We start from the raw sequence: 12,608 nt of genomic DNA, 5'->3' as shown, positions 1-12,608 counted from the left end.
GCGCTCGGGGTCACTCCGTCGTGACAAGATCGTACTCGTATTAGTACGCTAGGTTCAGTCACAGTATCAATATCGCATGACCCAAGCCACAGGAGTGACCATGCCCGCCAGCCGCGTGCTGCCCACGTCCGAAGCCGCCGACCTGCTCAGGCTGGTCCGCGACCTGGCCACCAAGGAGCTGCTCCCCCGCGCCGCGCAGGACGAGGCGACAGAGACCTTCCCGCGCGACGTCTTCAAGCTGCTCGGTCGCGCCGGCCTGCTCGGACTCCCCTACTCCGAGGAGTACGGCGGCGGAGGCCAGCCCTACGAGGTCTACCTCCAGGTGCTCGAGGAGATCGCCTCGGTCTGGTCGAGCGTCGGCGTCGGCGTCTCGGTGCACGCGCTCAGCTGCTTCGGCCTCCACGAGCACGGCACCGAGGAGCAGAAGCAGGCGTGGCTGCCCGACATGCTCGGTGGCGAGCTGCTCGGCGCCTACTGCCTCAGTGAGGCGCACGCCGGTTCCGACCCGGCCGCAATGAAGACGTCGGCCCGCCGCGACGGCGACGACTACGTGCTCAACGGCGCGAAGGCGTGGACCACCCACGGCGGCAACGCCGACTTCTACAAGGTGATGGCCCGTACGTCGGACGACCGCAACGGCATCTCCTGCTTCCTGATCCCGGCCGACACCCCGGGCTTCGAGGCCGACCCGCCCGAGAAGAAGATGGGCCTGACCGGCTCCTCGACGACCACGATGCGCCTGAACGACGTACGCATCCCGGCGTCGCGGCTGCTCGGCAACGAGGGTGACGGGCTCAAGATCGCGCTGGCCGGGCTCGACTCCGGCCGCCTCGGCATCGCCGCGGTCGCCACCGGCCTCGCCCAGGGGGCGCTCGACCACGCCGTCGCCTACGCCAAGGAGCGCGAGACGTTCGGCAAGAAGATCATCGACCACCAGGGGCTGGCGTTCGTGCTGGCCGACATGGAGGCGGCGATCCAGTCCGCCCGCGCGATGGTGCTGCACGCCGCACGTCTCAAGGACCGGGGGCTGCCGTTCAGCCGCGAGGCGTCGATCGCGAAGATGGTGGCCACGGACAACGCCATGAAGGTCACCACCGACGCCGTCCAGGTGCTCGGCGGCTACGGCTACACCCGCGACTTCCCGGTCGAGCGCTTCATGCGCGAGGCCAAGGTCATGCAGATCTTCGAAGGCACGAACCAGATCCAGCGCATGGTGATCAGCCGCGCGCTGGCCAAGGACAACAACGGAACCATCAAGGAGAGCAACTGATGCAGGTCGAGAACACCGCGGCGATCGTCACCGGCGGAGCGTCGGGTCTGGGTGCGGCGACCGCCGCCGCCCTCGCCGGTCGCGGAGCCACCGTCTACGCCTTCGACCTCCCCTCGGCGATCGACGGCGCGCCCGCCGTCGACGGCGTGCACTACGTCGGCGTCGACGTGACCGACCCGGAGCAGGTCCAGGAGGCGGTCGACCAGGCCGCCGCCGACCCGACCACTCCCCTGCGCGTCGTCGTCAACTGCGCCGGCATCGGTCCCTCGGCGCGCATCCTGTCGAAGAAGGGCGTCCACGACCTCGCGCTCTACGCCAAGATCGTGCAGATCAACCTGATCGGCTCGTTCAACGTGCTGGCGCTGGCGTCCGAGAAGATCGCGGCCACCGAGCCGCTCGAGAACAACGCCCGCGGCATCATCATCAACACCGCCTCCATCGCCGCCTTCGAGGGACAGATCGGCCAGGCGGCGTACGCCTCGTCGAAGGGCGGCATCGTCGGCCTGAACCTGCCGGCCGCCCGCGACCTCGCGCAGCACGGCATCCGTGTCAACACGATCGCCCCCGGCATCGTCGAGACGCCGATGCTGGCCACGGTCTCGGAGGAGTTCCGGGCCGGCCTCGCTGCCGGCGTACCGTTCCCGCAGCGCCTCGCCAAGCCGTCGGAGTACGCCGACCTCGCGCTGTTCCTGGTCGACCACGACTACCTGAACGGCGAGGTGTTCCGCATGGACGGCGCCCTCCGCATGGCCCCCCGCTGACAGTTCCCGCTCGTCGTGTCGTTCACGCCGCGGGCCGTCCGGGAACCCACCGGTGCAGACTTCGGCTCAGCATGACCGCTCGACTGTTCAGGTGAACATACAGTTCGCTGTCCCGGCCCCGGATCCACGCTCACCAGCGTGGATCCGGGGCCGAACTGCGTGCTCAAATGAACGGCGCTCCGCCAGTGGCGGCGAGGCACGAGCAGGCTAGGCGAGTCTTGACCAGCAGGTGCAAGGCTTCGCGGACCCGTTCGGGCGCGTGCATCACGTCCTCCCAGAGGAACCGCGCAACCACCCATTGCTGCGTCGCGAGCCACGTGTAGCGGCGCACGTCCGCGCGGAACAGCTCCTTGCTCCCGTGGAAGGCGTAGGACTCGGCCTCGATCACCAGCCGGAGCCGGCGGTCGGCCAGATCGACGCGGTGAGGCCCGATCTCCACCTGCGGCTCTGCACAGAGTCCGGTCACTTGTGCGGCGATCACGCGAAGACAGCTCTCGAACGGGTTGGCGGCGCGGCCATCGGCGAACTCGACGACCGCCATCGCTCGTGAGCGACCAGTCCTCGGCAGCGACACGACAACAGCTCGGAGGTCCTCCTTCGTCACCAGCCTGCTGCGCAGAGCGGAGTCCGCGACACACACCGCCTCGTCGAACGGGAGCCAGCGCGCGCAGTCGGCCACTGTCCGGGCGAGTGAGGTCACGCCTTGGAAGACGTGGCCGGCAGGCAGGGTGTCGCGATGAAGCTGGACACCCTCGCGGCGCGATGCGTCGACCCGGCGACTGCGAGGCACGGTCACCGTCGGATGCTCCGGTTCCTTCTTCATCTTGAGGCCCCAGTGCAGGGCAGCACTCAGGCCAGAGACGACTCCGCAGAGTTCCCCGGCCGCGCGACGATGATCGTCCGTCGGCAGTGCATAGCTCCCGTGCCTGTGCTTGACGATCACGCCCAGCTGCAGTGCCTTGTCGAGGCCTCGACGGTTGGTCAGGCCCTTGAGCTCTGCCCACGTCGCGCTGCCGCCACAGCGGTGCAGAGCGGTCAGAGCGTCCATGGACCCAGTCTTCTTCGCATGGCGCGGCGGCGCATCTCGCTGTCCACAGGCTCTGTGCTCGGAGGCCTGTGGAGTCAGCGTGCGTGCAGATGGACCTGCAGTTCGCGGCGCCGCCTGTCGATGCACGCTCGACTGCCGGGCGACCGGTCCGAACTGTATGTCGAACTGAACATCTCGCGCTGGGTTGTCGCGTGGTACGGCGGTGTACGGCGGTGTGCGGATCCGTGCGCGTGTCGCCGGAGGCAGCTGCGCCGTGTGACGCGCAGATCAGCGGGCGATGAAGAGGATCTCCTCGCGCCCGTAGGTCATGCCGGGGTGCTCGGCCGCGAGGTGGGCCTGTGTCTTCTCGACCAGGTCGTCCTCGTCGGTCCCCTTGATGTGCGCCCCACAGGGGCAGTGCAGCTGCGTCTTCATGGTCGTCACCCTACGACCGGTCAGTGCAGGAGCGCCGCGAAGCGACGGTTCATGTCGGCCACGGCGGCGTCGGCGGCCGGCGAGAACGCGGGCATGTCGACGAAGCCGTGGATCAGGCCGTCGTAGGTCACCGAGTCCACGGGTACGCCGGACGCGGCCAGTGCGTCGGCGTACGCCCGGCCCTCGTCGCGCAGCGGGTCGAACTCGGCGGTGACCACGATGGCTGGCGCCAGCTCGGGTCGTACGCCGTGCAGGGGCGAGAGGCGGGCGTCGTCGGGTGCGGCGGCGGACTGCAGGTAGTGGCCCAGGAACCACTCCATCAAGGGCAGCTCGAGGAAGTAGCCGGTGCCGTTGGACTCGCGGGACGCGTAGTCGCCGAACACGTCGACGGCCGGGTAGATCAGCAGCTGCGCGGCGACCCCCGGCACCTGCTGGGCGACGACGGCGGAGAGGTTGCCGCCGGCACTGTCGCCCGCGACCGCCCAGACGTCGGAGCCGCCGTAGGCCGCGAGGTCCTCGCTGATCGCGGTGGCTGCCGCGAGCGCGTCGTCGACCGCGGCCGGGAAGGCGTGCTCGGGTGCCACGCGATAGTCGACCGAGACGACCACGGACGACGTGTCGCGGCACAGCCGACGGCAGGTGTTGTCGTGGGTCTCGAGGTCACCGACCACCCAGCCGCCGCCGTGGAAGAACACGATCGTGGGCACCGGACCGTCGACCGCCGGACGGTAGACCCGGGCCGCGAGTCCGGCGACCGAGATGTCGACGACCGATCCGACCTCGATCCGGCCCGACTGCGCGGCCGCGATCTGGGCCAGGGCCGCGAAGGCCTTGCGCGCATCGTCGGGCGACGACTCGTGCATCGGCGGGTTCCCCGACGATTCGATGAATTGGAGCAGGGCCGAGATTCCTGGGTCCAGGGGCATGTCCGCGACGATATCGGTGCGCCGTGCCGAACTCCGGCAGTTCCCGCGGTGGGTCGCCTCAGCGGGCCAGGAAGACGCGGATGCCCCGGGTCAGCCCGGCGGCGTACGACGACCGTCCGCGCGGCGTGGTCATCCGGCGGGCGTCGGCGGCCGAACGCATGTTGCCCAGCTCGACCATCACCGCGGGCATCGCGGAGAGGTTCAACGTGCCGAGGTCGCCGCGCACGTCGAGGCCGTCGCCGCCGGCGATGTAGCCGGCGTACGGCAGTCGGCGCGCGTGCAGTCCGGCGCGAACGTCGAGCGCCAGCCGACGCGCGGCGCGGTCACGGGGCGGCGTGATCACGTGGAAGCCCGGGCCGCCGGCGTACGACCCGTCGCCGTGGAGGCTGATCTTGAGGTCGGCCCCGAGCGCGTTGCCGCGGCGGCCGCGGACGTCGACGCACGGCCCCCAACGATCGAGGCGGTTCGACGTGCGGGTCAGCACGACCTTCGCGCCCAGGCCGGTCAGTCGAGACTGGAGGAGGCGGGCGACCTGCCAGGTGAAGGTCGCCTCGGGGTAGCCGTTGTTCGTCGAGGCCCCCGTGGTGTTGCAGGGTTTGCGGAAGCCGCCGGCCGGCACGAGGCGGTTGATCTCGCTGGGGAAACGCGCGTTGCCGAGCTGGTGCCCGGGGTCGATCACGATCACCTTGCCGGCCAGCGGCTCGGGAGCGGCGGGGGCCTGGACGGCGGCCCGGTGGGTCGGCGCCTCCACCGGCGGCACCGGCAGCAGGGCTCCCGCACAGGCCGCGGCGGCGACCACGAGCGCAGCAAGACCGGACCGGAACATGGCCGCCAGCCTACGTGGCCGCGGGGTTGCGAGACGGGGTGCCGGGCAGCAGGCTCGCGGCTGCGTCGACCCACGAAATGGCGTACCCGCGAGTAGGTCCGGGAACCCCCGAATGACCGTCACCTCGGCGTGCTGGCGTCGTTGGGCAGGACAGCGGTCACCTGCCGGCCGCACTGGTCGACAGCGGCCACTCGCGAGACAACGGGGACTTGTGTGAGCAACGACGTGGAACTGGACGGACCGGAGGTCGGCACCGTCGACACTGCACCGACGTCCGGCGAGCGAGTCCTGGTCCGGCGGCGTCGGCGCCGCAGCTGGATCAAGCGCCGCTGCGCATGGTTCCGCAGGCACAAGGCGATCACCACGCTCGTCGTGATCGCCCTCGTGCTGCTGGCGATCCTGATCGGCTGGCTGCTCTACCTGAACTCGAAGCTCGGCGACGTACGCCGGTTCGAAACCGACCTCGGCGACAACCGCCCGCCGCAAGGCCAGGGCACGGACATCTTGCTGATGGGAGTCGACGACCTCGACGGCTCTCGCGAGGTCGGCGACAGCGTCTACGAGATGCTCGAGGCCGGCACCTGGAAGCCGGGCACCGCCCGCAGCGACACGATGATGGTGCTGCACATCGAGGCCGACCACCGGGCCGCCCAGCTGGTCTCGATCCCGCGCGACTCGTACGTCGCCATCCCGGGCCACGGCCGGTCGAAGATCAACGCGGCGTTCTCCTGGGGCGGCCCCGACCTGGCTGCGCGCACGGTCGAACAGACCATGGGCATCCGCATCGACCACCTCGTGATCGTCGACTTCGACGGCTTCAAGGACGTCACCGGGGCCATCGGTGGCGTCAACGTCTTCGTGCCCAGGACGGTGAGTGATCCCCGGTCCGGCACGGTCGACTGGGAACGAGGATTCCACCACCTCGAGGGTGACGAGGCGCTGCACTACGTGCGCACCCGCTACAGCCTGCCGAACGGCGACTTCGGCCGCATCCAGCGGCAGCAGAACTTCCTCCGCACGGTGCTGGAGAAACTGACCACGCGTGGCGTGATGTTCAACCCGGTGCGCCTCACCAGGCTGGCGCGGAACCTCTCGAGCCTGGTGATGGTCGACGAAAGCCTGACCAGCGCGAAGATCCGCGACCTCGCCCTGGCGAACAGGCACCTGCGCAGCGGGTCGTTCCGCTTCCTCACCCTGCCCAACTCGGGCAGCGGCATGGTCGGCGACGCGAGCGTCGTGAAGGTCAAGCCGCGCCAGGCCCGCGCCATGTTCGAGGCGATCTCGAAGGACCAGTTCGAGTCGTGGTACGCCCATCACCCGGTCAGCGAGCTGCCTGCTGGCAACGAGGTGCCGTGACGTCAGTCGAGCAGACCGAGCAGGTACTCGCCGTACCCGCTCTTCGACAGCGGCTCGGCCACTCGCCGCAGGTCGTCGTCGCTGAGCCAGCCCTGACGCCAGGCGACCTCCTCGGGCGCGCCGATCTTCATGCCCTGGCGGCTCTCGATGGTGCGCACGAAGTTGCTGGCGTCGTTGAGGGAGTCGAACGTGCCGGTGTCGAGCCACGCCGTGCCGCGCGGCAGCACGGTCACCTGCAGCTTGCCCTCGTCGAGGTAGAGCCGGTTCAGGTCGGTGATCTCCAGCTCGCCGCGCGCCGACGGCTCGAGCGTGGCGGCCCGCGCCAGCACGGAGTTGTCGTAGAAGTAGAGCCCCGGAACGGCGTACGACGAACGCGGTGTGGCCGGCTTCTCCTCCAGCGACAGTGCGCGTCCTTCGGCGTCGAACTCCACCACGCCGTACGCCGTCGGGTCGGCCACCTGGTAGCCGAAGATGGCCGCACCGTCGAGGTCGGCGAAGCGGGTCAGCTGGTTGCCCAGGCCGTGGCCGTAGAAGACGTTGTCGCCCAGCACCAGCGCGACCGACTCGTCGGCGACGTGGTCGGCGCCGATCAGGAAGGCCTGGGCCAGTCCGTCGGGCGAGGGCTGCACGGCGTAGGTCAGCGAGACGCCCAGCTGCGACCCGTCACCGAGGAGTCGCCGGAACGCCTCGGCCTCGTGAGGGGTGGTGATCACCAGCACCTCGTGGATGCCGGCCAGCATCAGCGTGGAGAGCGGGTAGTAGATCATCGGCTTGTCGTAGACCGGCACCAGCTGCTTGCTGATGCCTTGCGTGATCGGGTGGAGCCGGGTGCCGGTGCCACCGGCCAGGATGATTCCACGCATGGCGGTCAGCATAGGTGCGAACGCGTGAATAGGGTGGCCGCATGAGACTGCTCGTGACCGGTGGCGCCGGGTTCATCGGCTCCAACTTCGTGCACCACGTCATCACGCACACCGACCACCACGTGAAGGTGCTCGACAAGCTGACCTACGCCGCCTCCCGCGAGGCACTGGCCGGGCTGCCCGTGGAGCTGGTGGTCGGCGACGTCGCCGACGCGGCCGTGGTCGACGCACTGGTGGCGGAGGCCGACGCGGTCGTGCACTTCGCCGCCGAGTCCCACAACGACAACTCGCTCGACGACCCGTCGCCGTTCATCCGCACGAACCTCCTTGGCACGTTCGCGATCCTCGAGGCGGTGCGGAAGCACGACGTACGCCTGCACCACGTCTCCACCGACGAGGTGTACGGCGACCTCGCCCTCGACGACCCCAAGCGGTTCACCGAGGACACCCCCTACGCGCCGTCGTCGCCGTACTCCGCGTCGAAGGCCGGGTCCGACCACCTCGTCCGTGCGTGGGTGCGCAGCTTCGGGGTGCGCGCGACGGTCAGCAACTGCTCCAACAACTACGGCCCGTGGCAGCACGTCGAGAAGTTCATCCCGCGGCAGATCACCAATGTCATCCACGGCATCCGGCCGCGGGTGTACGGCGACGGGCTCAACGTGCGCGACTGGATCCACGCCGACGACCACTCGTCCGCGGTGCTGCGGATCCTCGATGCGGGCCGGATCGGCGAGACCTACCTGATCGGTGCCGACGGCGAGAGGAACAACCTCGAGGTGGTGCGGCTGATCCTCACGCTGATGGACCGGCCGGCCGACGCGTTCGACCAGGTGACCGACCGGGCGGGCCACGACCGGCGCTACGCGATCGAGTCCGGCAAGCTCCGGGCCGAGCTCGGGTGGGCGCCGCGCTTCGAGGACTTCGAGCAGGGCCTGGCCGACACGATCGAGTGGTACCGCACCCACGAGGAGTGGTGGCGCCCGCACAAGGCCGCCACCGAGTCGTCGTACGCCGCGAAGGGCATGTGATGGGCGGTCCCTCCCTGGAGGTCGAGGCCACCCCGGTCCCCGGCCTGCTGGTCGTCCGCCTGCCGGTGATGGCCGACAGCCGCGGCTGGTTCAAGGAGAACTGGCAGCGCGAGAAGATGACCGCGCTCGGGCTGCCCGACTTCGGACCGGTGCAGAACAACGTCTCGTTCAACACGCGCCGCGGCACCACCCGCGGCGTGCACACCGAACCCTGGGACAAGTTCGTCTCGGTGACGAACGGCCGCGTGTTCGGTGCCTGGGTCGACATGCGTGAGGGCTCGAGCTTCGGGACGTCGTACTCGATCGAGATCGACCCGTCGGTGGCGGTGTTCGTGCCGCGCGGCGTGGGCAACAGCTACCAGACGCTCGAGGACGCGACCACCTACAGCTATCTCGTCAACGAGCACTGGCGGCCGGGCGCGGCGTACCCGGCACTCGACCTGGCCGATCCGACGGTGGCGATCCCGTGGCCGATTCCGCTCGCGGAGGCGGAGATCTCGGAGAAGGACCGGCACAACCCGCGCCTCGACGCGGTCGCCCCGATGGCGCCGCGGCGTCCACTCGTCATCGGCGCCCACGGACAGCTCGGCCGCGCCCTCGTCGCCGAGTTCCCGGACGCCCGTGCCGTCGACGCGGACGAGCTCGACATCACCGACGCCGAGGCACTGCGAGCCTGGCCGTGGCACGAGCACGACGTGGTGCTCAACGCCGCGGCCCACACCGCCGTTGATGCCGCGGAGACCGAGCGCGCGGAGGCGTGGGCGGCCAACGCTGCAGGTCCTTCACTGCTGGCGGCGATCGCCCGCGAGCACCGGCTCACCCTGGTGCACTGGTCCAGCGACTACGTCTTCGACGGCACGGCCGAGTCCTACGACGAGGACGACGCGGTCTGCCCCCTGGGCGTCTACGGGCAGTCGAAGGCGGCCGGCGACCTGGCCGTGGTGACGGCCCCCCGGCACTACCTGGTCCGTACGTCGTGGGTGATCGGCGACGGCCACAATTTCGTCGCGACGATGGCGCGACTGGCCCGCGACGGGGCGTCTCCAGGCGTCGTCGACGACCAGGTCGGCCGGTTGACGTTCACCACCGAGCTGGCCCGCGCCGTACGACACCTGCTCACCACGCGCGCGCCGTACGGCATCTACAACGTGACCGGCGGCGGCCCCGCGACGAGCTGGGCCGACGTGGCCGCCGAGGTCTTCGAGCAGTGCGGGCGCTCCCGCGGCGACATCGGCCGGGTCACGACGCAGGAGTACGCCGCCGGCAAGGCGCTGGCACCACGTCCGGCGCGCGGTGTGCTGTCGACCGGGAAGATCGAGGCCACCGGCTTCACCCCCGAGGACGCGATGACGACCCTGCGCCGCCACGTGGCGGGCTGAACGAAGGGGCCGGCGGCAGGCGCCGGCCGCAGAGTCAGCGGCGGGTGAGCTCCTGGACCGCCGGGCGTACGTCGACGAGATAGACGATCGCGGCGATCGAGCCGATGAGGTGCAGCAGGTTCAGCGGCGAGGAGTCGATCAGCAGCAGCTGTGCGGCCAGGGCAACGCCGAGGATGCCGACCCACGCGGGCTTGGTCAGCTTGTTGGCCGCGTGGTAGGCCTCCGCGGGCCAGAGCAGCGCGTTGACGAACGCGAAGACCTTGACGGCGATCGCGATGAAGACCACGGCAAGCATGACGTAGCCCTCGACGGCAAAGATGTTCAGCACGCCCCAAAGCCTACCGGGGACACTCCCGGAGGCGGATTCCGCGCGAGATCGCGTGCCGCGGCGCGCGACCTGCCGGCACTGGGGACTCGGGCCCGATCGCCCCCAGAACGTGCACAACCCCGGACCGCATACGTCCGGGGTTGTGCACGCCCCCGAGTTCGGGGCAATGAAGTCAGAACAGCGTCAGCTGTTCCGATTCAGCCTCAGTCCTTCAGGCCTGCTCGGCCGCCGGCGCCTTCTTGGCGGCCGGGGCCTTCTTGGCCGGAGCCTTCTTGGCGGCGGGCGCCTTCTTGGCGGCCGGGGCCTTCTTGGCCGGAGCCTTCTTCGCGGCCGGCTTGGCGGTGCCGGTGGTCGACTTCGCCGAGGCGGAGACGGTGGTCTTCGTCTGCTTGGCGTCGACGTCCAGCTTCAGCTCGACCTTGCGGAGCTTGGCAACGGCCTTCTCGCCGCGCTTGGCGAGCTCGGTGTAGGTGTCGGTCGCCTCGCTGACCGCGTCGGCGACGAAGTTCTGCGCCTTGGCGGGGAACGCCTTGGCCTCGGCCTGGAGCTCGTTGACCTGGGCCACGAAACGGGCCTGGGCCTTCTTCGCCTCGGCCTGCAGCTCGGCGAGCTTCGCCTCCAGCTTGGCCTGGGCGTCCTTGGCTTCCTTGGTCACCGTCTCGACGCGGGCCGACACGACGGTCTGGGCCTGCTTGTTGAGGTTCTTCGGCTCGAACTCGAAGCCGGCAACCTTCTTCTGCACGTCGGCGACCTTGGCCTGCACGTCGGCGGCGTACTGGCGGGCGTACTCGACGGTGAGGTCGGTGGCGCCGACGGTGGCGTAGAACGGGCGAGCCGCTTCGGTCTTGATGTCGAACTTGGCCTTGGCCATGTCGATCTCCTTGGTTTGTACGTCGCGATCCCGGGGACCGCTCCGAGTGGGATGGTCAGCTGTCGGTCGGCTCGTCGTCCGTGGCGTTGAGCGCCAGGAACGAGGAGTAGACGTCGAGCAGGGACTGCTTCTGACGCTCGGTGAGCGCAGGATCGGCCAGGACGGCCAGCTCGACGGAACCGCCCGCGGTGTCCTCGGGGCTGAGGATGCCGGCACGGATGTAGAGCTGCTCCGCGGAGATGCGGAGCGCCTTGGCGATCTGCTGGAGAACGTCGGCGGAGGGCTTGCGCAGACCACGTTCGATCTGACTGAGGTACGGGTTCGACACGCCGGCCTGCTCGGCGAGCTGCCTCAACGAGAGCTTCGCAGTGGTGCGCTGCTCCTTGAGGTAGTCACCGAGTGACTCGACGGTCTTGCCGACCACGCCCTTTGCCATGGCTCCATGGTGCTAACAAAAGTTAGCAAATGCAAGCCGGCTCGACGTGTGACGGGCCACAGCTGCCGTGGAACCCGCACAGGACAAAGAGATTGCGTCTTCAACCACTGCTAACTGCAGTTACCGCCCTGTCGATCAGAAGGAGGCGCGGATCTCTCCGACGGGCTTCCCGCCACCGAGCAACGGAAGCTCACCGGTCCTGTTCATCGCCGCGACGTCGACGCCGTCCAGCTTGTCGACCCCGGAGCGGCGCAGCGCCTCGGCCATCAACACCGGCCGGACCCGCGGTGCCCCGTCGTCGCACTTCAGTGCGAACGCCTGGCCGTTGGGCAGCGCCACGGCGTAGCAGGACTCGGCTCCGGCCTTGCCGATCGCGCCGGGGATGGCCGTGAAGAGCGCGAGCTCGTCGCGGGTGGAGCCGGACACGTTCTGCGGGAACTCGCGCATGGCCTGGGCAACCCTCGCCTCAGGACCGGAGGTGGCGAGAGCGAGTGTGCGGAACGCCCGTGCCAGGCCGATCAACGAGGTCGAGAGCAGCGGGGCCCCGCACCCGTCGACAGCCACGTGGGCGACCGCCTCACCCGTCAGCTCGGCGAACGTCTCGGCGATCGCGACCTGCAGCGGGTGGTCGACCGCGAGGTACGTCGCGGTGTCCCAGCCGTTGACCACGCAGGTGGCCAGCATCGAGGCGTGCTTGCCGGAGCAGTTCATCAGCACCGGCGCCTTCTCACCGCCGGACCGGATCAGCGCCTCCTTGGTGGCGTCGTCCAGCGGGTAGTCGGGCGGGGTCTGCAGCGCCGACTCGCCGAGCCCGGCGCCGGCGAGGATGCGGCGTACGCCGTCGACGTGGAAGGGCTCACCCGAGTGGGAGGCGCAGGCCAGCGCGAGCAGGTCCGGCGGAAGGTCGAGACCGGCCCGGACCATGCCGAGCGCCTGGATCGGCTTGTTGCACGAGCGCGGGAAGACCGGCTGGTCCACCATGCCGACCGACCACTCCACCTCGCCGGAGGTGTCGAGTGCGACGACGGAGCCGTAGTGGTGGCCCTCGACCACTCCGGAGCGGACGATCTCGGCGGCGACAACGGGTGCAGACATGAGTCCG

The 12,608-nt window shown here is 69.6% G+C and carries 14 protein-coding genes; 5 read left to right on the top strand and 9 right to left on the bottom strand.

The features are described 5' to 3' along the window. The first annotated feature begins 100 nt into the window (after positions 1-100). The gene (locus tag ASD30_RS23630; protein ID WP_056688009.1) at positions 101-1,270 is read left to right on the top strand and encodes an acyl-CoA dehydrogenase family protein; all 1,170 of its coding nucleotides are present in this window, start codon (positions 101-103) and stop codon (positions 1,268-1,270) included. Next, the gene (locus ASD30_RS23625; RefSeq protein ID WP_056688005.1) at positions 1,270-2,031 is read left to right on the top strand and encodes an SDR family NAD(P)-dependent oxidoreductase; all 762 of its coding nucleotides are present in this window, start codon (positions 1,270-1,272) and stop codon (positions 2,029-2,031) included. Before ASD30_RS23630 ends, ASD30_RS23625 begins: the two co-directional genes overlap by 1 nt. Before the next feature lie 163 nt (positions 2,032-2,194). Here ASD30_RS23625 and ASD30_RS23620 read toward each other — a convergent pair whose 3' ends face one another. The 4 genes from ASD30_RS23620 to ASD30_RS23610 all read right to left on the bottom strand — a co-directional run bounded on the left by ASD30_RS23620 (position 2,195) and on the right by ASD30_RS23610 (position 5,245). Next, a complete protein-coding gene (locus tag ASD30_RS23620; protein WP_056688002.1) occupies positions 2,195-3,079 on the bottom strand; it encodes a DUF559 domain-containing protein in 885 nt (294 codons plus the stop codon). A gap of 267 nt (positions 3,080-3,346) precedes the next feature. Continuing rightward, a complete protein-coding gene (locus ASD30_RS26215; RefSeq protein ID WP_082564138.1) occupies positions 3,347-3,493 on the bottom strand; it encodes a DUF1059 domain-containing protein in 147 nt (48 codons plus the stop codon). Positions 3,494-3,513: 20 nt separating this feature from the next. Beyond that, positions 3,514-4,419 carry an alpha/beta hydrolase gene (locus tag ASD30_RS23615; RefSeq protein WP_056687999.1) on the bottom strand — a complete coding sequence of 302 codons (906 nt, stop codon included), beginning with the start codon at positions 4,417-4,419 and terminating at the stop codon, positions 3,514-3,516. Between the two features lie 58 nt (positions 4,420-4,477). Continuing rightward, positions 4,478-5,245, bottom strand: a complete 768-nt coding sequence (locus tag ASD30_RS23610; RefSeq protein WP_056687996.1) for an N-acetylmuramoyl-L-alanine amidase — start codon at positions 5,243-5,245, stop codon at positions 4,478-4,480. A 213-nt stretch (positions 5,246-5,458) separates the two neighbouring features. On the opposite strand from ASD30_RS23610, the gene ASD30_RS23605 reads away from it, so the two are divergent. Continuing rightward, positions 5,459-6,601, top strand: coding sequence for an LCP family protein (locus ASD30_RS23605; RefSeq protein ID WP_056687993.1), 1,143 nt, complete (start codon positions 5,459-5,461; stop codon positions 6,599-6,601). A 2-nt stretch (positions 6,602-6,603) separates the two neighbouring features. Here ASD30_RS23605 and rfbA read toward each other — a convergent pair whose 3' ends face one another. Beyond that, positions 6,604-7,464, bottom strand: coding sequence for a glucose-1-phosphate thymidylyltransferase RfbA (rfbA, locus tag ASD30_RS23600; RefSeq protein WP_056688267.1), 861 nt, complete (start codon positions 7,462-7,464; stop codon positions 6,604-6,606). A 41-nt stretch (positions 7,465-7,505) separates the two neighbouring features. Between rfbA and rfbB the strand changes: the two genes are divergently transcribed. Together rfbB and ASD30_RS23590 are read left to right on the top strand one after the other, a co-directional pair. Beyond that, entirely contained in the window at positions 7,506-8,492 is a 987-nt protein-coding gene (gene rfbB / locus ASD30_RS23595) for a dTDP-glucose 4,6-dehydratase (RefSeq protein WP_056687990.1), read from the top strand. Beyond that, complete coding sequence (locus ASD30_RS23590; protein ID WP_056687989.1) at positions 8,492-9,871, top strand: sugar nucleotide-binding protein; 1,380 nt, start codon at positions 8,492-8,494, stop codon at positions 9,869-9,871. The genes rfbB and ASD30_RS23590 overlap by 1 nt, the downstream gene beginning before the upstream one ends. Before the next feature lie 34 nt (positions 9,872-9,905). On the opposite strand, the gene ASD30_RS23585 is transcribed toward ASD30_RS23590, so the two are convergent. The 4 genes from ASD30_RS23585 to ASD30_RS23570 all read right to left on the bottom strand — a co-directional run bounded on the left by ASD30_RS23585 (position 9,906) and on the right by ASD30_RS23570 (position 12,601). Beyond that, positions 9,906-10,199, bottom strand: coding sequence for a DUF2516 family protein (locus tag ASD30_RS23585; protein ID WP_056687985.1), 294 nt, complete (start codon positions 10,197-10,199; stop codon positions 9,906-9,908). Positions 10,200-10,410: 211 nt separating this feature from the next. After that, a complete protein-coding gene (locus ASD30_RS27315) occupies positions 10,411-11,070 on the bottom strand; it encodes a hypothetical protein (RefSeq protein WP_056687983.1) in 660 nt (219 codons plus the stop codon). A 55-nt stretch (positions 11,071-11,125) separates the two neighbouring features. Then, positions 11,126-11,506, bottom strand: a complete 381-nt coding sequence (locus tag ASD30_RS23575; RefSeq protein WP_056687980.1) for a helix-turn-helix domain-containing protein — start codon at positions 11,504-11,506, stop codon at positions 11,126-11,128. A gap of 135 nt (positions 11,507-11,641) precedes the next feature. After that, a complete protein-coding gene (locus tag ASD30_RS23570) occupies positions 11,642-12,601 on the bottom strand; it encodes an asparaginase (RefSeq protein WP_056687977.1) in 960 nt (319 codons plus the stop codon). Positions 12,602-12,608 lie beyond the last annotated feature (7 nt).

The organism is Nocardioides sp. Root140, from assembly GCF_001426745.1.
GTDB lineage: Bacteria > Actinomycetota > Actinomycetes > Propionibacteriales > Nocardioidaceae > Nocardioides.
Note: the sequence above shows the minus strand (reverse complement) of the source record. Positions and strands in the feature narration are given on the sequence as shown.